Source organism: Corynebacterium stercoris (assembly GCF_024160105.1).
Classification (GTDB): domain Bacteria; phylum Actinomycetota; class Actinomycetes; order Mycobacteriales; family Mycobacteriaceae; genus Corynebacterium; species Corynebacterium stercoris.
In genome coordinates, this window is sequence record NZ_JAMFTQ010000016.1 from 1 (window position 1) to 21,450 (window position 21,450).

Consider the following 21,450-nt stretch of genomic DNA (forward strand, 5'->3'; position numbering starts at 1 on the left):
AACACGTGGCCTGGGTGCAAAACGAGCTCAATGAAACACCCCGCCAAATCCTCAACGGCGCAACCCCACGTGAGATACTCCACGAAGTATTCAAACGTGGCGCAAACACCGCATGACACCGCCATCGCCTTCTTCGTCTTGTTGGACTCCCACTTCAGCTCCTGGACCTTTTCGCGGGCCTCCTGGATGTCCTCGCGCAGCGCAGCGAGGTCGGTGCGACGGGCTGCTTCGTCGCCGTTCTCGACGGCGAAGAGGCGGTCGATGTTGTCCTCCGCGTTGGAGGTGTGCTCGACGGTCTCCGCGGCGTCGGCAAGCTGCTTGCGATGGGCGCGGACGGCGTTGTCGTCGCTCATGTCGATCGTCGACAAGCCCTGCGCTCCGTGGACCAGCTCGTTGAGGTCGAGGAAGCGGTCGCGCACCTCGACCCACTGCTTGCGCAGCTCGGCGTCGGCGAAAGCGGAGGAGAGCGAGTGCGCGCGGATGTCCACCTCGTCGAGGCGCTGGGCGAGGCGGACGTACTCGCCGGTGACCAGCTCGTAGTCCTCGCGGCCCTTCACCAGCTGGTTGCGGCGGCGGCCCTGGGCGCTGGCGAGGAGCATGCCGCCGGCCGTGGTGAGGCCAAAGCCGGCGCCGAGGCCGGCAATGGTCTTGGCAACGCGGTCGCCCTCCGCGTAATCCACTTGGTACTGGCCGATGGCGTCGGCGTCGAGCGCGAGGTGGGCGGACTTCATCAGGCCCGCGGGGATGTCGCCGGCCTTCACATCCGGTTTCATGGCGTCGAGGATGTCGTTCAGGCGGCCGTCGTCGGTAAACCCGAGTTCGTCGCCGATGTCGAAGCCGCTGTAGGCGAACGCCTGGCGGGGGTCGAGGCCAACGCCGATGATCACCACTCCCTCGCGGAACTCGCCGTCCGTGCCCTTGGATTGGTCGATCAGGTCGGGGTAGTGGTCGCGCGTGTACTCCTCGACGGTGTCCAGGATGTTCTCGTGGTTGGTGGCGAAGACCATGTAGTGGAAATCCGTGACGTACTCGGGCGCGTTGATGGTCTTGGCGTCGTCGATGAGGCGCTGGCGGTCGGCGCTGGAAAGCACCTCGTGCGGGTCGTCGATGGTGACCTGCGGCGCGGCCAGCTGCTGCGGCGTGGACTCGGCGAGGGTGGGGATCTCGGAGCTGACCCACCCGAGACCGCCGAAGGCGAGGCCGACCGCCGCGGCGATGGCCAGAATCGGCTTCACCTGCTTCTTGGTGACGGTGGCGGGTTCCTTCTTCGGATCCGTTGTGCTCAGCTCGCGTGCCATACCTCCAGCGTAGGCCTCTGGAGGGGGCGGTGGCGAGGGGAATTGCGCTGATGTTTCACGTGAAACATCGTGGGCAGGGAACGGCGAAGGCCGCCTCCCGGGGAAGGGAAGCGGCCTTGTGGGTTGCGGGGGAAGTGCGTTACTTCACCACGGTCGAGCCGGCGGTCTCGACCGATGTTTCACGTGAAACATTGGCGTTGTCGAGAGTGGCGTCGTCAAGCGAGGAGCCCTTGATCTTGCCGGCCGCGAACTTGTTCAGCATGAGGGCGATTGCGCCGTCGCCGGTCACGTTCGCCGCGGTGCCGAAGCTGTCCACAACGATGTAGGCCGCGATCATGAGGGAGACCATAGATTCATCGAAGCCCAGGTTGGCCTGCAGCAGGCCGACGGCAGCCATGATCGCGCCGCCCGGCACGCCCGGCGCGGCGATCATCATGATGCCCAGCAGGAGGATGAAGCCGAGGACCTGGCCGGCGGCGATGTCCAGGTTGCCCATGAACACGATCGCGAGGGCGTAGAGGGTGATCTTCATCATCGAGCCGGAGAGGTGGATCGTGGCGCAGAGCGGCACCACGAAGCCGGCGACATCCTCGTCGACCTTGTTTTTCAGGGTGGAGGCGTAGGTTACCGGGATGGTCGCTGCGGAGGAGGAGGTGCCCAGCGCGGTGAAGTACGCGGGCAGCATGTTCTTCAGCGCGACGAACGGGTTCACGCCCGCCACGACACCGGCGACGAGGTACTGGATCAGGATGATCACAATCGTCATTACGATGGAGAGCACCAGCACCGTGCCGAAAGCCGCCATGGTGGAGCCGAAGTTCTCGTTCATGCCCAGGTTGAGGAAGGTGCCGAAGATGTAGATCGGCAACAGCGGGATGACAAAGCTCGTGACCACCTTGAGGATGACTCCGTTGAGCTCATCCAGCACCGCCTTCATGTTGCGCGACGGCACCGCCGTCATGGCCACGCCGATTACGAATGCGAGCAGCAGTGCGGACATCACGGCGAACGGCGCGGGCATCTCGACGGTGAAGTACGGGCTCAAGCCGCCTTCCTCCGGGTTGTCCACGTTGGTGATCAAGCTCTTGCCGGCCAGCAGGGTGGGGTAGAGCAGCGAGGCGGTACCCCAGGCGATGAGGCCGGAGATGATGGTGGAGCCGTAGGCCACGCCGGCGGTGATGCCCAACCACTTGCCCGCGCCCTGGCCCAGCGACGCAATCGCGGGCGCGATGAGCGCGAAGATGAGCACCGGCACGAAGAAGCCGAGGAAGTTGGAGAACAGCCCGTTGAAGGTGACAAAGACCCGCGCGAGCCAGACGGGGAAGAACAGGCTGCAGACCCAGCCGGCGATGATCGCCAGCACGATCCAGAACAGCAGCGAGTTCAGGAATTTCGATTTCATGAGACGTACTTTCGGTGAACACAGGTGACAGGCAGCACGGCATAGACCAAGCCGTTCGCCTCATCTTTTCACTTCCGCACCAGGATGTGCGAACTTGATCCCATTAACACGCTGACGCGCAACACATCACATTTTTTACCCACCCGAGAGTATCGTTGGCATTGCCCATTTTTTTCCACTACGGATCGTTCGGCACGTTCCTGCCGATGGAGGAGACACCATGGCTCCGGTGACCTATGACCACGCAACGCGCATTTACCCAGGTGCGACGAACCCCAGCGTGAACAAACTCAACCTTGATATCGCGGACGGCGAGTTCTTAGTCCTCGTCGGACCCTCGGGTTCCGGAAAGTCCACGGCGCTGCGCATGCTCGCAGGTCTGGAGGACACAAATGAGGGCCGAATCCTCATCGGCGACAAGGACGTGACCAATGTCTCGCCGAAGGAGCGCGACATTGCCATGGTGTTTCAGAACTACGCCTTGTACCCGCACATGACGGTGCGAGAGAACATCGGCTTCGCGCTCAAGATCGCGGGAGTGGACAAAGCGGAGATTAACAAGCGCGTCGAGGAAGCGGCCCGCACGCTCGACCTCACTGAGTACCTGGACCGCAAGCCCAAGGCGCTTTCCGGCGGCCAGCGCCAGCGTGTGGCCATGGGCCGCGCCATTGTGCGCGAACCGCAGGTGTTCCTCATGGATGAGCCGCTGTCCAACCTGGACGCCAAGCTGCGCGTGCAGACCCGTACGCAGATTGCCAACCTGCAGCGTCGCATGGGCGTGACCACCGTCTACGTCACCCACGACCAGACCGAGGCACTGACCATGGGCGACCGCATCGCGGTGCTGAACTTCGGTGTCCTGCAGCAGGTAGGTACGCCGCGCGAGCTGTACGAGCACCCCAACAACGTCTTCGTCGCGGGCTTCATCGGCTCCCCGGCGATGAACCTATCCACCTTCGACATTGACCCGGTCTCCCGCACCGCGCGTACCGGCCAGGCAAGCATCCCCCTGGACGACGCCACGCTCGCCGCAGTCGCCCCGGAGGACAACGGCCAGATCGTGCTCGGCTTCCGCCCCGAGGCCCTAGAGATCGTCGACGCGAACACGGAGCACACCATCCCGGTGGAAGTTGACTTCGTGGAGGAGTTGGGCTCTGACTCCTACGTCTACGGGCACCTTGCCGGTGGCGGCTGGCACGAGGCCGGGGCAGACGAAGGCTCCGCCGGGCAGATCGTGGTTCGCACCCCACCGCTATCCGGAGTGCGCGAAGGCGAGGTCATTCACGTGCGCATCAAGGAGGGCGGCCTGCACGCCTTCTCCAAGGCCAGCGGGCAACGCATCTAGGTGCGCTAGCGCCCCCGGGGGACCACAAGTGGTTCACTAGCGAGGCCGGCATCGACGGGGGAGTTCGCATTCTGATCCAGGGGCTCACGCTGGCCGCCATCTTCATCATCGCCGGCATCGCCGTGTGGTTCTACGGGTGGGCGGGCAGCGCCGCCAAGCAGGGCGCCCCCTTCAGCGAGCTGGCGAGCGCGGCCGTGACCTCGACGTTCAGCTTCCTGCCGCGCACGATTGCAGCGGTGGCGATCGCCGCGGCCGGGTTCTTCGCGGCGACGCTGCCGCCGATCCAGTGGGCCGTGCCGCTCACACTGATCATCGTGCCGGCGCTGTGCATTTACCTGATCCGCATGGTCCTGGCGGGTGCCGTCGGGGACTCCCTCGGGGCGTAAGCTGGCACCCATGTCCCCGTTTGCAGTCATGAGCACCCTCAACATTGTCATCGGCATCCTCTTCCTCCTCGGTGCCGCAGTGTTTATCGCAATCGGTGTCTCCGCAGCCGTCGGCAAGCTGCCGGGCAATTCCGTGGTTGGCCTGCGGGTTCCCGAGGTACGCAAGCACGAATCGACGTGGGTGCAGGCCCACAGGGTGGTCGGCCCGTTCTGGATTCTCACCGGCTTCGCGTTGGCGCTCGGCGGCGCGTTCGCGTTCATCTCCCATGGCTGGCTCTGGGTCGCGCCCGTGATTGCCTTCGTCGCCGCGGTGGTGGCACTCTCCGTGGGCGGCAACTTCGGGGCGCGGGCTGCCGCGCTTGTCGACGAAGCAATTGAGGCCCAGGACGCCGACACCGCCGACGCGCAGCAGGCGCCACAGCCGCAGGTGAACCTGGACGCGCTGCGCAAGGCCGCCGGCAAGGCGGACGAGCAGCAGGGCGGAGCATAAATTTGCCCGACCGCTTGCACGCCCCCGCCGCTTGTCTTAGCGTTGTGGGCGTGACTTACTCTTCGACCCAGCACAGCAACTGGTGGTGGCGCGCGTAAACGGCGTGCCAGGTTAAGTCGACTTCACACAACCGGCCCGCCGGCTTGGAACAAACCCCAAGCACCGCGGGCCTTTTTGCTGGCAGTACCCTCGGTGCAGAACCTCAAACGAAGGACACCAAGGACAGCAGCGATGAGCAAACCCCCACCTCGCTTCACGCGCCACCAGGTGCGCTATCACGAGAACGCCTCCAGCCTCTTCGCCCACCTCGGCGGCACCGCCGCCCAGGACGCGGTGCTGCTGGAATCGGCCGACATCACCACCCGTTCCGGCCTGCAATCCGTCGCTGTCCTGCGCTCCTCCCTGCGCGTGACCTGCAACGGCAACCGCGTCACCATCGAGCCGCTCACCGCCTCCGGCGAGGTGCTCGCCACAGACGTCGCTACCCAGCTCGCCGAGTACGCGGTGGGGGAGCACGTCTACGAGTTCCCGGCACCCGTGCTTGCCGACGAACGCGAGCGCCTCACCGCCACGTCCACCGTCGAGGTGCTGCGAGCACTGACCACCAAGGCCGGCTACGGCAGCGCGGTTGGTGAGGACGCGGACTTCCCGATGCTGGCCGGCGGCTTCGCTTTCGACTACCTCGAGACGTTTGAGACCCTCCCGCAGGTTGCCGAGGGTCGCAACACCTACCCGGACTACCAGTTCGTGCTGGCGGAGGTGCTGCTGCGCATTGACCACCAGACGCAGACGGCGTACCTCGCGGGTGTGGATGCCGCGGGCGAGGGCATCGACCTTTCCGAGCTCGCGGCCGCCATCGAGGCCGCGGACCCGGACAACACCCACGCCTATGCGCCCGCTGACCACCCCGAGGCCACGCTCACGGCGGCGGCTGATGTGGACGACGCGGCGTTTCGGACGGACGTCGAAAAGCTCAAAAGCTCCATCACCAACGGCGACATCTACCAAGTGGTGCCGGCGCGCAGCTTCACTGCGGCGTGCCCGGACGCGTTCGCCGCGTACCAGCGCCTGCGCGAGACCAACCCTTCGCCGTACATGTTCTACGTGCGCGGCGTGGATCGCGAGGGTGAAGCGTACGAGCTGTTCGGCGCCTCGCCGGAGTCGAACCTGAAGTTCGACCATGACACGCGCGAGGTGCAGCTGTACCCGATCGCCGGCACGCGCCCGCGCGGCCTGAACCCGGACGGCAGCGTGAACCACGAGCTGGATACCCGCATGGAGCTGCAGCTGCGCACCGACGCGAAGGAGGTTGCGGAGCACACCATGCTGGTGGATCTGGCCCGCAACGACATGGCCCGGGTGGCCGAGCCCGGCACCCGCAAAGTCGCGGAACTGCTGCAGGTGGACCGCTACTCCCGCGTGATGCACCTGGTCAGCCGCGTGACCGCCACGCTGGCGGCGGACCTGGATGCGCTGGATGCGTACCGCGCGTGCATGAACATGGGCACGCTCACCGGCGCGCCGAAGCTGCGCGCCACCGAGCTACTGCGCGAACAGGAGGGCGTGCGCCGCGGCTCCTACGGCGGGGCGGTGGGCTACCTCACCGGCACCGGCGACTTTGATACCTGCATTGTGATCCGCTCCGCGTACGTCACCGGCGGCACCGCCACCGTGCAGGCGGGCGCGGGCGTGGTGCGGGATTCCAACCCGCAGGCGGAGGCGGATGAGACCCTGCACAAGGCCTACGCGGTGCTCAATGCCATCGCGTCCGCCGCAGGCAGCGAACTGGAGGTTGCGCGATGATTGTGCTGCTGGATAACCAGGATTCCTTTGTGTACAACCTGGTCGACGCGCTGCGCGGGTTCCGCGCGGCAGACAACGACATGGTGGTGTACCGCAACACCGTCACCGCCGACACCATCTTTGACGCCGACCCGGAGCTCATCGTGCTCTCCCCGGGCCCCGGCTACCCGGCCGAGGCAGGCTGCATGATGGAAGTCATCGAGCGCGCCCAGGGGCGCATCCCGCTGCTGGGCATTTGCCTCGGCTACCAGGCGCTCATCGAGTACTTCGGGGGCCGGGTGCGGCCGTGCGGGCCGGTGCACGGAGCGTCGGTAAGCATGCAGCTCTCCGACGCCGGCGTTGCCTCCCCGCTGTTCACCGGGCTCACGGAAGGCGGGGTGCCCGGTGTGCCCGGCCGCGACGTGCCGGTGGCGCGCTACCACTCCCTCGGCGCGACCGAGGTGCCGGAGGGCATGGAGGCGCTGGCCTGGACCGAAACTGAGATCGGCGAGGTGATCATGGCCGCGCGCAGTGCCGACGGCATGTCCATCGGCCTGCAGTTCCACCCCGAATCCATCCTGACCCCAGGCGGCCCGCTCATCCTCGAGCGCTGCGTAGATGAACTTCTTACGATGAACGCGAAGAAAGGCACCGACAATGGCGAGCGATAAATCCCTCGAGATCCTCCGACGCTTCCTGGACAACCCCGAGCCCACCCTCGAGGAGGCGGTGGAGGCGTTCACCCCGCTCACGGTGGGCGATTACGACGACGTGCACATCGCGGCGCTGTTGGCCACCATCCGCACCCGCGGCGAGACCTTCGCCGACATCGCCGGCGCCGCGCGCGCGTTCCTCAACGCGGGCCGTCCGTTCCCGGTGACGGGGGAGGGGATCATGGATTCCGCCGGCACGGGCGGCGACGGCGCGAACACCATCAACATCACCACCGCCGCCTCCCTCGTCGCGGCGGCGGGCGGGGTGAAGATGGTCAAGCACGGCAACCGCTCCGTGAGCTCCAAATCCGGGTCCGCCGACGTACTCGAAGCGCTGAACATCCCGCTGGACCTCGACCCGGACCGCGCGGTGCGCCAGTTCGAGTCCTCCAACTTCACCTTCCTCTTCGCCCCGGCGTACAACCCGGCGATCGCGTTTGTGCAGCCGGTGCGCAAGGCGCTCGGCGTGTCCACCCTGTTCAACACCATGGGCCCGCTGCTCTCCCCGGGCCGCCCGGAGCTGCAGATCATGGGCATTGCCAACCCGGCGCTCGGCCCGATGATCGCGGAGACCATGCGGGAACTCGGCCGCGGCCGTGCGCTGGTGGTGCACGGCGCGGGCACCGACGAGATCGCCGTCCACGGCGAGACCCTCGTCTGGGAGCTGGACCGCGAGGGCAACATCGAGCACTACACGCTGACGCCCGAGGAACTCGGCGTGGGCCGGCACTCGCTCGAGGACCTCCGCGGCGGCGACGGCACCGAGAACGCCGCGATGATGCGCGCCACCTTCGCGGGCGAGGGGCCGGACGCGCACCGCGACGCGATCACCGCCGCCGCCGGCGCCATGTTCTACCTCAACGGCACGACCGAGACCATCGCGGAGGGCGTGACGCACGCACGCTCGCTTCTCGACGACGGCACCGTGGCCAACTGGCTGCGCACCCACGAGGAGGCCGACTACAGTGCCTAACGCAACAGACGCATCTCGCTTGCCGACAGTTCTCGAGGGCATCGTCGAAGGCCGAAAGCGTCACATTGACGAAATCCGCCAGAGGGTCGCGCACGTGGATTTCGCCACGTTACCTAAATCGGAGCGGTCGCTGTACGACAACCTGGCGCGCCCGGGCACGAGCTTCATCATGGAATGCAAGTCCTCCTCGCCGTCGCTCGGCCTGATTCGGGAGCACTACGAACCCGGCGCGATCGCGCGCGTCTACTCCCGCTACGCCGCGGGCATCTCGGTGCTGTGCGAGCCGGACAAGTTCGGCGGCGATTACGACCACCTCGCCACCGTCGCCGCGTCCACGCACCTGCCGGTGCTGTGCAAGGACTTCATCATCGACGAGGTTCAGGTGTGCGCCGCGCGCTACTTCGGCGCGGACGCGATCCTGCTTATGCTGTCCGTGCTCGACGACGACGAGTACGCGCGCTTATCAGCATTGGCGGGGGAGTTGGGCATGGACGTGCTCACCGAAGTGATCGACGAGGATGAGGCCCGCCGCGCCACCGCGTTGGGCGCGAAGATTTTCGGTGTGAACCACCGCAACCTCCACGATCTCACGATTGACCTGGACCGCTCGGCGCGCCTCGCGGCGCTCGCGCCCGAGGGCGCCGTTGTGGTGTCGGAGTCCGGCATCCGTGACGTGCAAACGGTGCGCCGCCTCGGCGGGCACTCGGACGCGTTCCTCGTCGGCTCGCAGCTCACGAGCCAGCCGGACATTGACCGCGCCGCCCGCGAGCTGGTCTACGGCCCGAACAAGGTGTGCGGATTGACCAGCGTGAGCGCTGCCCAGGCCGCCAAGGCGGCGGGCGCGGTCTACGGCGGCCTCATCTTCGAGGAGGCGAGCCCGCGCAATGTTTCACGTGAAACATCGCGAAACATCATCGCCCACGAGCCGGGCTTGGCGTACGTGGCGGTCTCGCGCCGCACCGAAGGGTACTCGGAACTTTGCCTGCCGGGCGTCGAGGCCGTGCAGGTGCACGCTCCGTACCAGGGCAGCCTGAAGGCGGAGCTTGACCTTGTCGCGCGCGTGCGCACCGAACTCGCCGAGGCCGGTCTCGCCCACATCGAGGTGTGGCGCGCCGTGTCCATGACGCACCCTGACGGCCCGGTTGTGGCTGAGGGGCTGGTTGGAAGCGTCGACAAGCTTGTGCTCGATGCCCACGACGGCGGGTCCGGAAGCGCCTTCGAGTGGTCCGCGGTGCCGGAAGCGGTGAAGCGGCACGCGCTGCTCGCCGGCGGCATCGGCCCGGACAACGTCGCGGACGCGCTCGCCGTGGGCTGCCTCGGCGTGGACCTGAACTCCGGCGTGGAGTATCCCGCCGGCGCAGGCGTGTGGGCGGGTCGTAAGAACGCGGCCGCGATCAACCAAACCTTTACGATTATTGGCAACTACCACGAGTAACCACGACGGAGAACCCTGATGACCGACACCCCCGGCACCCAGGCGCAGCGCGGCAAGTTCCCGCTGCTGCCGGCCTACTACGGCGAGTTCGGCGGCCAGTTCGTCGCCGAAGCGCTGCTGCCAGCCCTCGACCAGCTGGAGCAGGCGTTTGTGGACGCGCTCGCCGATGAGGAGTTCATGGCGGAGTACCGCCGCCTCCTGCGCGACTACCTCGGCCGCCCCACCCCGCTCACCGAGTGCATGAACTTGCCGACGGACGGCGCCAACGCCCGCATCTTCCTCAAGCGCGAGGACCTCGTCCACGGCGGCGCGCACAAGACCAACCAGGTCATCGGCCAGGCGCTGTTGGCGAAGCAGATGGGCAAGACCCGCATCGTCGCAGAGACCGGAGCCGGCCAGCACGGCACCGCCACCGCGCTTGCCTGCGCGCTGCTGGACTTGGAGTGCGTGATCTACATGGGCAAGAAGGACATGGAGCGCCAGGAGCCCAACGTGTACCGCATGCGCCTCATGGGCGCGGAGGTCGTGGGCGTGGAGTCCGGCGCAGGCACGCTCAAGGACGCAGTAAACGAGGCGCTGCGCGACTGGACCGCGACCTTCCACACCACCCACTACCTGCTCGGCACCGCGGCGGGCCCGCACCCGTTCCCGGTGGTGCTCAAGGAGTTCCACCGCATAATCTCCACCGAGGCGCGCGCCCAGATGCTGGAGCGCACCGGCAGGCTGCCGGACGTCGTCGCTGCGTGTGTCGGCGGCGGCTCGAACGCCATCGGCATGTTCGCGGACTTCATCGACGACGAAGGCGTAGAGCTGGTCGGCGCGGAACCGGGCGGCGAGGGATTCGGCGTCGGCAAGCATGGTGCCGCGGTGAACGCCGGCACGGTGGGCATCCTGCACGGCACGAAGAGCTACGTCATGCGCGACACGGACGGCCAGGTGGAGGAGTCCTACTCCATCTCCGCCGGCCTGGATTACCCGGCGGTGGGCCCGGAGCACTCCTACCTGGCCAAGAGCGGCCGCGCGACATACGTGGCCGTGACGGATGAGGACGCGATCCGCGCGTTCCAGATGCTCAGCCGTTACGAGGGCATCATCCCGGCGTTGGAGTCCTCCCACGCGCTGGCGTACGCGCTCAAGCGCGCCGCCGAGCACCCCAAGGACGCGGAGCCGCTGCACATCCTCGTCTCCCTGTCCGGCCGCGGCGACAAGGACGTCGCGCACATCCGCCGCACGCTGGAGGAGAACCCGGACTGGGTGGTCCAGGATGACCGCCCGAACCACCGCGGCAACGTCACCGACGGCGCGGCCCCGGGCGGCGAAGAACCGCACGATGCCGAAATCACCGACGAAACCCTGCACGCCGAGGAGGCGAAGTAATGAGCCGTTTTGCCAGCCTGTTCCAGCGCCTCGAGGAGCGCGGCGAGGGCGCGTTCGTGCCCTTCCTCATGCTCTCCGACCCGTCCCCGGAGGACGCGCTGGAGATCATCACCACCGTCGTCGACGCCGGCGCCGACGCCCTGGAACTCGGCGTGCCGTTCTCCGACCCGGTCGCGGACGGCCCCTCGATCCAGCTCTCGCACGTGCGCGCCCTCGACGGCGGTGCGACGGTGGATAAGGCGCTGGAGCAGCTCCGCGTGCTGCGTGAGCGCTATCCGGACCTGCCGATCGGCCTGCTCAACTACGCCAACATGGCCTACGTGCGCGGCCTGGACCGCTTCTACGCAGAGTTCGCCGCAGCCGGCGTCGACGCTATTTTGCTTCCCGACGTTCCCGTCCGCGAAGCCGCGCCGTTCTCCGCCGCCGCGGAAGCCAACGGCATCGAGCCCGTGTACATCGCCCCGCACAAGGCCGCAGAGGCGACGCTCAAGGCCGTCGCCGAGCACTCCCGCGGCTACATCTACGCCGTCTCCCGCGACGGCGTGACCGGCAGCGAGAAGCAAGCGACCGTGGACGGCCTGCGCGAGGTGGTGGACGGCATCCGCACCTTCGGCGGCCCGCCGGTGATGCTCGGCTTCGGCATTTCCACCCCCAAGCACGTGTCCGACGCGATCGCCGCCGGCGCGGTCGGTGCCATCACCGGCTCCGCAATCAATAACATTGTGTCCAAGTACATCGAGTACACCCACCCGAACCCGGGCCGCGTCACCGACTGGGACGGTTTGAAGGCGGAGCTCACCGCCTACGTCCAGGAGATGAAGGCCGCGACCCGTAACCAGGAGGCTTAACACAATGACCTGCTCCCGCCGACTCTTCCTCGTCGGATCCGCCACCACCTTCGCCGGTGCCTTCCTCGCCGCCTGCGGGCAGGCGCCGAACGATGAGGTTGCCAAAACCGAGGTGCCGGTGGGCAGCGCCGTGATCCTGGACCGCGTCATCATCGCCCAGCCCACCGAGGGCAACTTCGTGGCCTACTCCGCGCAGTGCCCGCACCAGGCATCCAAGATCACCGTGGTCAAGGGCGACGTGGTGCGCTGCACCAAGCACGGGTCCGAGTTCAGCATTGTCGACGGCTCCGTCCTCCAGGGTCCCGCCGTGAACCCGATGATGGAGCTTAAACTTGTCGACGAAGGGGACACCGTCGCCGCCGCTACGAGCTAAGCCTCGCCTCTCTAAACCGCGCCTGACCTGCGGTAAGTGTGCGCTTCCTTGCTTGCGCACATGTCCACTACTCGCGTTTGATGAGATTTTATGAACGCGAATGAAACCATTGCAGTACCCACCCACGTGGACTTCCACGACGTTGAAGTAGAAACGCACGGCATGGGGGAGCGGCTCAACCGCCTCCGCGCCGCGGTCTTAGGCGCGAACGACGGCATCGTCTCCACCGCGGCGGTGGTGGTCGGTGTCGCCGGTGCCACCACCAACTCCCGCGAGATCATCACCGCCGGTGTGGCTGCACTCGTCGGCGGCGCCGTCTCGATGGCGCTCGGCGAGTACGTCTCGGTCTCCTCGCAGCGCGATGCCGAGAACGCCGCCATCGGCACAGAGCGCAAGCTCCACGCAGAGGATCCCGCCGCCGAGCTCAACCACCTCGTGCAGGCGTACAAGAACTCCGGCCTGAGCGAGGAGACCGCCATCGCAGTCGCCCGCGAGCGCACCGCGATCGACCCGCTGGCCGCCCACCTCGAGGTGCACTACGGCATCGACGAGGAAGATCTGGTCAGCCCGTGGTCCGCGGCGATCGCGTCCTTCCTCGCCTTCTTCGCGGGTGCGCTCATCCCGCTCATCACCATCATCCTGGCCCCGGCTGCGGCCCGGGTGCTCGTCACAGTCGTCATCACGCTCATTGCGCTCGCGGTGACGGGTTACATCTCCGCGAAGCTGGGCAACGCAAAACCGTGGCGCGCGGTGCTGCGCCTCGTCGTCGGCGGCGGGCTGGCGCTCGCGGTGACGTTCGGCGTGGGTTCCCTGCTGGGCACGAGCGTGGCGTAGCGGTCTTAGACTGGGCGCCATGCCGGGATTTCTCAAGAAGGTCGACCCGCTGCTCATCGGCATCATCGCGGCGACCATCATTGCGTTCATCGTCCCCGCGCGCGGCACGTTCGCGGACGTGTTCAGCGTGGCGACGAAACTCGCCATCGCGCTGCTGTTCTTCCTCTACGGCGCCCGCTTATCGACGAAAGAAGCCCTGCGCGGCCTCACCAACTGGCGGCTGCACCTCACCATCGTAGTGTTCACCTTCGTGGTGTATCCGCTCATCGGCCTGGGTATGCGGCCGTCGACCGCGATCATCTCGTCGGAGCTGTACCAGGGCATTCTCTTCCTCACGCTGGTGCCGTCGACGGTGCAATCCTCTGTGGCGCTGACCGGCATCGCCCGCGGCAACGTGCCGGGCGCGGTCGTCGCCGCCAGTATGTCGTCCCTACTCGGCGTGCTGCTCACGCCGCTGCTGGTAATGCTGCTGATGGGCGCGGGCGACGGCATCCACGTGGATACCTCAGTATTCATCGACATCTCCCTGCAGTTGCTGCTGCCGTTCGTCCTCGGCCAGCTGGCGCACAACTTCATCCCGCCGGTGCGAGACATTGCGAAGTCGAAGGCCACCAAGATCGTGGACCGAGGGTCTATCTGGATGGTCGTGTACTCCGCGTTCTCCCAAGGCATCGTCGCCGGCGTGTGGGGGGACGTCTCCGTGTGGGAGATTGTGTTCCTTGTCGTCTTCTCTGGCGTGCTGGTCGCAGCGATGTTGTGGGTGACTAAGTGGGTGCCGGAACGCCTCGGCTTCTCCTACGAGGACCGCGTGGCCATCCAGATGTGCGGCACGCAGAAGTCGCTCGCAACTGGCCTGCCAATGGCATCGGTGATCTTCGGCGGCGCCACCCTGGGCCTGCTCATCATCCCGCTCATGATCTACCACCTGGTGCAGCTGGTCATGTGCTCCGCTTACGTCTCCCGCCTCGCCGCGGCACCGCAGTAGGGTGTTTCACGTGAAACATTTCATCCGTCTCCACTACAGCGTCCCCGAGCTCGGCGGCGAGTTGCTGAACATCGCCGAGCTCGAGGAAGTCTCTGCGACCGAATGCACCATGGTGCGCATGATCGAGCTCGACCCGAACGAGACGATCACCGGCATCTACGCCGACGGCAAGGTTATCGGCCAAGCAAACGAACCGATGGGCAGCGTCCCGCATCCCGACATGTACGCCCAGTTCGAAGGAATCACAGCCACGCGCCTCAGCGAGGCCGAGTTCGAGGGCCTCTGGGAGGAAGCCCGCGCGAAGTTCCCGAGGTAGGTCTAGTCGCGCTAGAGCACCGCGTTCACTAGCAGCACGTAGAGTGCGGTGCCGCCGAGGATGGAAACGTCGGCACGCTTGCGCCACCACTGCAGTAGCAGCGTGAAAGCGAGCGATACCAGTGCCGCCGCGAGGCGGGCGGGGTCGGCGGCGGAGCTGACCAGGGTGTAGATCACCAGGACTGTCATCACGCCGACGGGCATGAGCATGCCGAGGAATTCAATGAACGGACTGCCTTTGAGCACGCGCAGCAGCGAGAAGGGAAGTGCGCGCAAAAGCACCGTGACAATGCAGGCGGGCACCAGGACGGCCAGCACCATGCCCAGGGTCACGCCCGCCGGCAAGCCGTAGGCGCCGGGAGTGGTGAGCACGCTCATCGGCGATGCCTCCACGTGAGCAGGCTATCCAGCTTCGGGGACCAGAAGCGCGCCAGCAGCACGGCGAAGTATGCGAGCAGGGCGACGATCACCATTTGGCCCGGGACCAGCACTGCCGCGATGAGCGCGAGCATTCCGGCGATCAGCGGGGCGGAGTAGTCGTTGGCGGACTGGAAGGAATCCCACGCCAGCCCCGCGAAGAGCGCGGTGAGGGCGAAGTCGAGCCCCTCTAAATCGGGTGGGAGCACGTATCCGGCGACCGCACCCACGATGCCGGCGAGGATCCAGGAGATCTGGATGAACCCGATGATCGTGAGCAGCCGCGGCGGCGTGAGCTTCACGCGGGCGTGGGCGGCCGAGCCGACGGCGTAGGCCTCATCAGTGAGCGCGTAGGTGGCGTAGGCCTCATCAGTGAGCGCGTAGGTGGCGTAGGCCGTCTGCAGGCCGGGACGCAGGATGTGGCGGGGGAACGTCAAGCCGTAGAAGATGTGACGGAAGTTCACCATGAAGGTGGTGAGCGCCGCCGTCCACACGCTCGCACCGGCGAGCACAAGGTCGAGTGCCAGGAACTCCATCGATCCGGCGAAAATCACCGTGGAGAAGATCGGTGTCCACCACCAGGCGAATCCGGCCTGCGTCATCAACAGGCCGAACGCCAAGCCCAGGGGTACCAGCCCGAGGCTGACCACCCACGCGTCCTGCAATCCCAGGCGTACTTCCGCCAATGTTTCACGTGAAACGGACACTTTTACGTCCCGCTAGTTGTCTTCGAGGTCCGCGGGGAACGTCGCGAAGAGCGGCAGGGGCATTGCTTGCCGACGCATCACCTCACCCCACAAGTCCGCCCCGCCCGGCGCGATCACGTCCGACGGCAGGGCAGGGGTGACGTACCAGTCGCCGCGGCGGATTTCCTCGTCGAGCTGGCCCGCCTCCCATCCGGCGTACCCGGCGAAGACGCGCATGCTTTCCAGATCGTCGGCAAGCTCGAAGGGCTCGGCGCCGAGGTCGATGTGGACGAGTTTGTTGGCCAGGCGCGTGAAGTACGGGTGGTTCGAAATGTCCACACCGAGCTTGGTCACGCCGACGCCGATGCCGGATTGCGGCGAGACCGGTCCGCCGACGTAGAGCGCCTGCGGGGAGGCGGCAAGGTCGGCCCACTGCGGCATGACGTTGAAGAGCGCGACTTCGCTGCGGCGGTTGAGCACCACGCCGATCGTGCCATCCACGTCGTGCTCAAGCACCAGTACGACGGTGCGGGCGAAGTCGGGCGCGAGCATGCCAGGTGCAGCGAGGAGCAGCATGCCGGGTGCGGGTTCCTCCCGCTCAAGGGCGTTGAAGAGCCGGTCCGCGTAGAAGTACTCAGGCATCTGCGTTCTCCTCCTTGGTCTCGGTGCCCGGGTGCTCCGCGCCTGGGCGCTCGGCGGCCCACCAGGCCTTGAGCTCGGCCACGGCTTCATCGTGGTCCAGCTCGCCGCGCTCCAGGCGCAGCTCCTTCATGTACTTCCACGCCTTGCCCACCTCGGGGCCGGGGGAGAGGCCCAGGATCTCCATGATCTCGTTGCCGTCCAGGTCCGGGCGCACGCGCGCGAGGTCCTCCTGGGCGGCGAGCTCCGCGATGCGCTCCTCCAAGTGGTCGTAGGTGCGCTGCAGGCGGCGCGCCTTCTTCGGGTTGCGGGTGGTGCAGTCGGCGCGCACGAGCTTGTGCAGCTGGGGGAGCAGGTCACCGGCGTCGGTGACGTAGCGGCGCACGGCGGAGTCGGTCCACTGGCCTTCGCCGAAGCCGTGGAAGCGCATGTGCAGGTACACCAGCTGGCCGATGTCCTCGATCATGTGCTTCGGGTACTTCAGGGCGCGCAGGCGCTTGCGGGCCATCTTCGCGCCCACCACCTCGTGGTGGTGGAAGCTCACGCCGCCGCCTTCCTTCACCGCGCGGGTGTCCGGCTTGCCGATGTCGTGGAGCAGCGCCGCCCAGCGCAGCTTCAGGTCGGGCTCCGCGCCAGGCTCCTCGAGCTCGGTGGCCTGGCGCAGCACCGTCAGGGAGTGGCGGTAGACGTCCTTGTGTTGCATGTGCTCGTCCTGCTCGAGCTGCAGCGCAGGCACCTCCGGCAGCACATGCTGAGCGAGCCCCGTCTGCACCAGCAGGTCGATGCCCTCCCACGGGCGCGCGCCGGCCATGAGCTTGTTCAGCTCCACCTGCACGCGCTCCACGGTGATGCGGTTGATCTCGTCCGCCATGTCCCGCATCGCGTCGAACACGCGCGGGGCCACCTCGAAGCCGAGCTGGGAGACGAAGCGGGCGGCGCGCAGCATGCGCAGCGGGTCGTCGCGGAAGCTCAGCTCAGGAGCCTGCGGGGTGTCCAGGCGCCGGTCGAGTACGTCCTCCAACCCGCCGACTGGATCGTGGAAGACGGGCTGCAACGCGCCGTCGGCAAGCGAAAGCTCCACCGCCATGGCGTTGCAGGCGAAATCGCGGCGCACCAGGTCGCCCTCGAGCGTGTCGCCGAAGGTGACCTCGGGGTTGCGCGTCACGCCGTCGTACAGGTCGGCGCGGAAGGTGGTGATCTCCACCTGCTGGCCCTGCTTCACCGCGCTGACCGTGCCGTATTCAATGCCCGTGTCCCAGGTCTTCTCGCCCCAGTCGTCGAGAATCTCGCGGATCGTCTCCGGCCGCGCCGAGGTGGTGAAGTCGAGGTCGTGCCCGATCTTGCCCAGCATCGCGTCGCGCACCGGCCCGCCGACCAGGTGCAGCGATTCCCCGCGCGCGGCGAAGGCGGCGGCGAGCGGCTCCAGGAAGGACTGGTGCTTTTCGACGTTCGCAGCCACCCGCGCCATCAACACAGCAGCCGCAATCGGATCGTCCGGCTGCGGAAGGTCGAAGACATCAGGGTAGGTCTCAGGCGTTGTCACGCGTCACACGATACCCGCCCGATTCGCGCCGGTTAAATACCACAACCGCACCCGAGCCGGATACGATAAGGCGAATGACGGACAACACACGGCCCGTTCCGGGCGCCTCTGCACCCCGGGACGCATCCCAGGGCGAGCAGAAGCGCCAGGGGGGCGGTGGCTCCGGGCGCTCCAGGCGGCGTCGCGGCGGGTCCGGCGGCGCGGGCCGCGGCGGCAGTAGCCGCGGCGGCAGTAGCGGTGGCGGCAACGCCGAGCGCACTGAGCGATCCGAGCGCTCCGAACATTCCAGCCAATCGAGCCACACCGGCGGCAATGGCGGCGGGTCCAAGCGTCGTCGCCGCCGCGGGCGCGGCAAGGGCCGCGGCCAGCAGGGCGCGAATCAGCATCAGTCGGGGAACTCCTCGCAGGCGTCGGCACGCAGCGGCAACCACCCCAACCGGCGCGGGAATAAGCCCACGCCGCGGCCGGCGCCGTCGTCGCGCCCCGGCTACCAGCACCGCCGCCCGGCGCAGTACGAGGACCAGTACGACTCCTCCATCGAAACCCGCGACGAGACATCCGCCGGCGGCCTCGTGGTCTCCGGCATGGCGGAGGCCGTGTCGCCCAGCGGGGACGTGGACCTCTCCCAGATCTACGCTGCGCTGATCGGCCGCCTGGACCGCCGCGGCCGCTTGCTTTGGTCGATGCCGAAGGGGCACGTCGAGGACGGGGAGCACCAGTGGCGCACCGCGGAGCGCGAGGTGTGGGAGGAAACCGGCATCCGCGGCGAGGCCTTCGACACGCTCGGCACCATTGATTACTGGTTCGTGTCGGACGGCGTGCGCATTCACAAGACGGTGCACCACAACCTGCTGCGCTACGTCGACGGCGTGCTCAACGACGAAGATCCCGAGGTCACGGAGGTGTCCTGGGTGCCCATGAGCGAGCTCATCGAGCGCCTCGCGTACGCCGACGAGCGCAAACTGGCCCGCATCGCCGTGGACCGCATGCCCGATTTGGCCAGAAAGGAAGCCGCAGCCGGAAGGGCCACCCCGCGATGATGGGCCACGCCCGCCGGGCGCTCACCGCCGCTGCCGCGCTCTGCGCCGCGGCCGGTCTCACCACCGCGCTGACTCCCGTCGTCGCGGCGCTGCCCGTCCCGGTCGACCCGACGAACTCCGAGGTCGCAGAGCAGTGGGCCAACCCCGCCGTCCGCCCCGGGGAGGGTGAGGAGGCGGAGCTCACGCTTATCGACGCTCCCTCCTCACCCGAAAACGGAATGTTTCACGTGAAACTTCGCGTGACCAACCGTTCCAAGGAGATCCTCGACGGCTTCTCGGTGACCCCGCGGCGCGGGCCTGCGACGGGCTCGGTGTGGGACCAACGGGTGGCAACGGTGGCGTCGATACGCGAATATGCCCTGATCGGCGAGCGCCGGGAGCTGAGCACCCAGCTGAACCCGGGGGAGGCGGTGGAGTTCACCCTCGACATCACGCCTGAGACGCTGCCGCTGCCCGGCACCGCCGCGTACCCGCTGCTGCTGCAGCTCACGGACTCCGAAGGCCGCACGCTGGACACCGAACGCTTCCACCTGGCAGTGCATCCCGACGGCACCGTGCTGCCCGAGGGCGCGCGCCCCGGCGGCCTGACCGCGCTCTATCCCATCAGCACGCCGGTGGACATCCTGCCGGGGGAGACCGGCGAGGCGCCCGAGGACCCGCAGCTCGTGCTCGCCTCCGAACACCTCGCGGAGGAACTCGCGCCGGGCGGGCGCCTGGACCAGCTCGTGGACACCTACCTCGCCGCGACTGAGAACCCCGAGGTGGGGCTGGCGACTTGTGCGGCGCTGGATCCCGCGCTGATCGACGTCGCCGACCGCATGACCCGCGGCTACATCGTCGCCGAGGAGCGCGCCCCGGCCGTGGAGGAGCCGAAGCGCCTGCGCGACAGCTGGGGCGACGACACCATGTCCCGCGGCACGCCCGGCACCGGTGCGGCAGACGCCGCGCGGTGGCTGGATAAGGTGCGCGACATTGCCGACGACGGCTGCACCGTGGCCCTGCCGTGGGCCAACGCGGACCTGAACGCCGTCGCCCGCACCGGAGACCCCTGGCTGATGCGCGAAGCAATTGAGCGCGGCCCGTTCACCCTCGGGCGCGTGCTGGGCACCACCGGCACCCTGAACACCGTGGTCCCGGGTACCGGCTACGTCGCAGAGGACACCCTCGGCGCGCTCGGGTGGGCGGACCACAGCCGCTCCACCATCCCGCAGGAGGGACTGAGCGGCTCGTGGGAGCGCGCCGTCGCCCACGCGCAGGGCGACGTTGCCGCGCCGGACACCGCTCGCGAGGGCCAGACTTCGCTGGAGCAGCGCGACCTCGCCGCCCCCGCCTGGGCAGCCGCCGCGCCGCCGGAAACCACCGTGCGCGTGCTCATGCCCGACGGCGCCGTGGACTCGGAAGCCCTGGCGGCACCCATCGACCCGGAGACCGGCCTCCCGGTTCCGCAGCTCCCGGCCGAGCGCTTCGCCTGGGTAGCGCCCGGCATCATGGCGGTGGGCTACCAGGATTCCCTCGCAGCCACGCTCGCGACCGTGAGCCCGCAGCCGGAGACAGCCGGTTATTCCAACGACGCTTTCCGCTTCGACTACGCGCTTGATTCGGACGCGGCGCGTACGACCAACGCCGCCGCCGCAGTGCAGCTCGCGGTGCAGAACGCCTGGGTGTACGAGGGCCAGCCCGACACCGAGCCCGTCTTTGTGAACCCGCCCGCCGCGTGGAGCGCCGACGCCGCAGCCGCGCTGCTGGGCACAGTCGCGGACCTCATCGCCGCCGGCGCGGCACGCCCGGTGACGTTCCCGAGCTACATCACGCCGCCGTCCGGGCCCGAGATCCCCGCCGCCACCCGCGTGGGCACCCAGTTCCCGGACCCGACCACGTACTCCGACTCCGAGATCCTCGCCGCCACGCAGCAGGCCCGCTTCATCAACGACCTCTCCGCGCTGCTCGTGCCGGATCCGTCGATCGCGCTGACCCGCTACGGCTTCACGCTGCCGCTGCGCCGCGACATCCTCACCGCGCTCTCACCCGCCGGCCGCCGCTCCATCGAGGGTTACAGCGACGCGGTGGCCGAAACCAGCGCGCGCCTCGCCGGCTCCCGCGAGACGCTCGGCGACCTGCGATCCGCCGTTACGCTCATCCCGCCGGGCAACGTGTACACGCGCACCAGCCCGACGAGCCCCCTGCTCATCGTGGCGCGCAACGGCATGCCCCTGCCGGTGGATACCTCGATCCGCTACTCCGCCACAGACGGCTCGCGCCTCAACGTGCCGGATAGCCTGCGCATTCCCGCCCGCGGCTCGGTCACCGTCCAAATGACGGCGGACCTGCCGCAGGACGCGCGCAGCGCCAACCTGCAGCTCTACCTCGCCGGCCCACAAGGCCACGCGATATCCCAACCCGTGGACATCTCGGTGCGCACCCCGCGCCTCGCGCTGCGCGGCTGGGTGCTCATCGCCGTCGGCGCACTCGTCGCCGCGCTCATGCTGCTCTACGCCGTGCGCAAACGGCGCGTGCGCACCTCACGCGGCGCACCTCCCACGGGGCCTCCGCTTTACGACGACAGCTAACA

General features: G+C 67.7%; 21 protein-coding genes. 15 read left to right on the top strand and 6 right to left on the bottom strand.

The window, feature by feature from the left end; genetic code table 11:
- The coding region (locus tag M5J20_RS09635; RefSeq protein ID WP_253579051.1) for a hypothetical protein at positions 1-1,298 on the bottom strand (1,298 nt) is incomplete at its 3' end.
- A gap of 139 nt (positions 1,299-1,437) precedes the next feature.
- A complete protein-coding gene (locus tag M5J20_RS09640; protein WP_253579053.1) occupies positions 1,438-2,700 on the bottom strand; it encodes a dicarboxylate/amino acid:cation symporter in 1,263 nt (420 codons plus the stop codon).
- Positions 2,701-2,920: 220 nt separating this feature from the next.
- Between M5J20_RS09640 and M5J20_RS09645 the strand changes: the two genes are divergently transcribed.
- The 13 genes from M5J20_RS09645 to M5J20_RS09705 all read left to right on the top strand — a co-directional run bounded on the left by M5J20_RS09645 (position 2,921) and on the right by M5J20_RS09705 (position 14,557).
- Entirely contained in the window at positions 2,921-4,045 is a 1,125-nt protein-coding gene (locus tag M5J20_RS09645) for an ABC transporter ATP-binding protein (RefSeq protein WP_253579055.1), read from the top strand.
- Positions 4,046-4,167: 122 nt separating this feature from the next.
- The gene (locus M5J20_RS09650) at positions 4,168-4,431 is read left to right on the top strand and encodes a hypothetical protein (protein WP_253579057.1); all 264 of its coding nucleotides are present in this window, start codon (positions 4,168-4,170) and stop codon (positions 4,429-4,431) included.
- 10 nt (positions 4,432-4,441) lie between these two features.
- A complete protein-coding gene (locus M5J20_RS09655; protein WP_253579059.1) occupies positions 4,442-4,921 on the top strand; it encodes an SdpI family protein in 480 nt (159 codons plus the stop codon).
- Between the two features lie 231 nt (positions 4,922-5,152).
- Complete coding sequence (locus M5J20_RS09660; protein ID WP_253579060.1) at positions 5,153-6,724, top strand: anthranilate synthase component 1; 1,572 nt, start codon at positions 5,153-5,155, stop codon at positions 6,722-6,724.
- A complete protein-coding gene (locus M5J20_RS09665; protein ID WP_253579062.1) occupies positions 6,721-7,374 on the top strand; it encodes a glutamine amidotransferase-related protein in 654 nt (217 codons plus the stop codon). Before M5J20_RS09660 ends, M5J20_RS09665 begins: the two co-directional genes overlap by 4 nt.
- Positions 7,361-8,389 carry an anthranilate phosphoribosyltransferase gene (gene trpD, locus M5J20_RS09670; protein ID WP_253579064.1) on the top strand — a complete coding sequence of 343 codons (1,029 nt, stop codon included), beginning with the start codon at positions 7,361-7,363 and terminating at the stop codon, positions 8,387-8,389. The genes M5J20_RS09665 and trpD overlap by 14 nt, the downstream gene beginning before the upstream one ends.
- On the top strand, positions 8,382-9,824 hold the full coding sequence (trpCF, locus tag M5J20_RS09675) for a bifunctional indole-3-glycerol-phosphate synthase TrpC/phosphoribosylanthranilate isomerase TrpF (RefSeq protein ID WP_253579066.1): 1,443 nt from the start codon (positions 8,382-8,384) through the stop codon (positions 9,822-9,824). The genes trpD and trpCF overlap by 8 nt, the downstream gene beginning before the upstream one ends.
- Before the next feature lie 18 nt (positions 9,825-9,842).
- The gene (gene trpB / locus M5J20_RS09680; protein ID WP_253579069.1) at positions 9,843-11,201 is read left to right on the top strand and encodes a tryptophan synthase subunit beta; all 1,359 of its coding nucleotides are present in this window, start codon (positions 9,843-9,845) and stop codon (positions 11,199-11,201) included.
- Positions 11,201-12,049, top strand: a complete 849-nt coding sequence (gene trpA / locus M5J20_RS09685) for a tryptophan synthase subunit alpha (RefSeq protein ID WP_253579071.1) — start codon at positions 11,201-11,203, stop codon at positions 12,047-12,049. The genes trpB and trpA overlap by 1 nt, the downstream gene beginning before the upstream one ends.
- A gap of 4 nt (positions 12,050-12,053) precedes the next feature.
- Positions 12,054-12,422 (top strand): Rieske (2Fe-2S) protein, encoded by a 369-nt coding sequence (locus M5J20_RS09690; protein ID WP_253579073.1) that lies wholly within the window; start codon positions 12,054-12,056, stop codon positions 12,420-12,422.
- A 90-nt stretch (positions 12,423-12,512) separates the two neighbouring features.
- Positions 12,513-13,256: a VIT1/CCC1 transporter family protein gene (locus tag M5J20_RS09695; protein WP_367614953.1), complete on the top strand. Its 744-nt coding sequence runs from the start codon at positions 12,513-12,515 to the stop codon at positions 13,254-13,256.
- Positions 13,257-13,275: 19 nt separating this feature from the next.
- Positions 13,276-14,241 (top strand): bile acid:sodium symporter family protein, encoded by a 966-nt coding sequence (locus tag M5J20_RS09700; protein ID WP_253579075.1) that lies wholly within the window; start codon positions 13,276-13,278, stop codon positions 14,239-14,241.
- Positions 14,242-14,251: 10 nt separating this feature from the next.
- Positions 14,252-14,557, top strand: coding sequence for a hypothetical protein (locus tag M5J20_RS09705; RefSeq protein WP_253579077.1), 306 nt, complete (start codon positions 14,252-14,254; stop codon positions 14,555-14,557).
- Positions 14,558-14,568: 11 nt separating this feature from the next.
- On the opposite strand, the gene M5J20_RS09710 is transcribed toward M5J20_RS09705, so the two are convergent.
- From M5J20_RS09710 to M5J20_RS09725, 4 genes are read right to left on the bottom strand one after another with little or no spacing between them, the layout of a single operon-like run.
- Positions 14,569-14,934: a branched-chain amino acid transporter permease gene (locus tag M5J20_RS09710; RefSeq protein WP_253579141.1), complete on the bottom strand. Its 366-nt coding sequence runs from the start codon at positions 14,932-14,934 to the stop codon at positions 14,569-14,571.
- Complete coding sequence (locus M5J20_RS09715) at positions 14,931-15,680, bottom strand: AzlC family ABC transporter permease (RefSeq protein ID WP_253579079.1); 750 nt, start codon at positions 15,678-15,680, stop codon at positions 14,931-14,933. Before M5J20_RS09715 ends, M5J20_RS09710 begins: the two co-directional genes overlap by 4 nt.
- A 12-nt stretch (positions 15,681-15,692) precedes the next feature.
- Complete coding sequence (locus tag M5J20_RS09720) at positions 15,693-16,301, bottom strand: YqgE/AlgH family protein (RefSeq protein WP_253579081.1); 609 nt, start codon at positions 16,299-16,301, stop codon at positions 15,693-15,695.
- Positions 16,294-17,766, bottom strand: a complete 1,473-nt coding sequence (locus M5J20_RS09725) for a CCA tRNA nucleotidyltransferase (RefSeq protein WP_253579143.1) — start codon at positions 17,764-17,766, stop codon at positions 16,294-16,296. The genes M5J20_RS09720 and M5J20_RS09725 overlap by 8 nt, the downstream gene beginning before the upstream one ends.
- Before the next feature lie 149 nt (positions 17,767-17,915).
- Between M5J20_RS09725 and M5J20_RS09730 the strand changes: the two genes are divergently transcribed.
- The gene (locus tag M5J20_RS09730) at positions 17,916-18,881 is read left to right on the top strand and encodes an NUDIX hydrolase (RefSeq protein WP_253579083.1); all 966 of its coding nucleotides are present in this window, start codon (positions 17,916-17,918) and stop codon (positions 18,879-18,881) included.
- Positions 18,878-21,448, top strand: coding sequence for a hypothetical protein (locus M5J20_RS09735; RefSeq protein ID WP_253579085.1), 2,571 nt, complete (start codon positions 18,878-18,880; stop codon positions 21,446-21,448). The genes M5J20_RS09730 and M5J20_RS09735 overlap by 4 nt, the downstream gene beginning before the upstream one ends.
- Positions 21,449-21,450 lie beyond the last annotated feature (2 nt).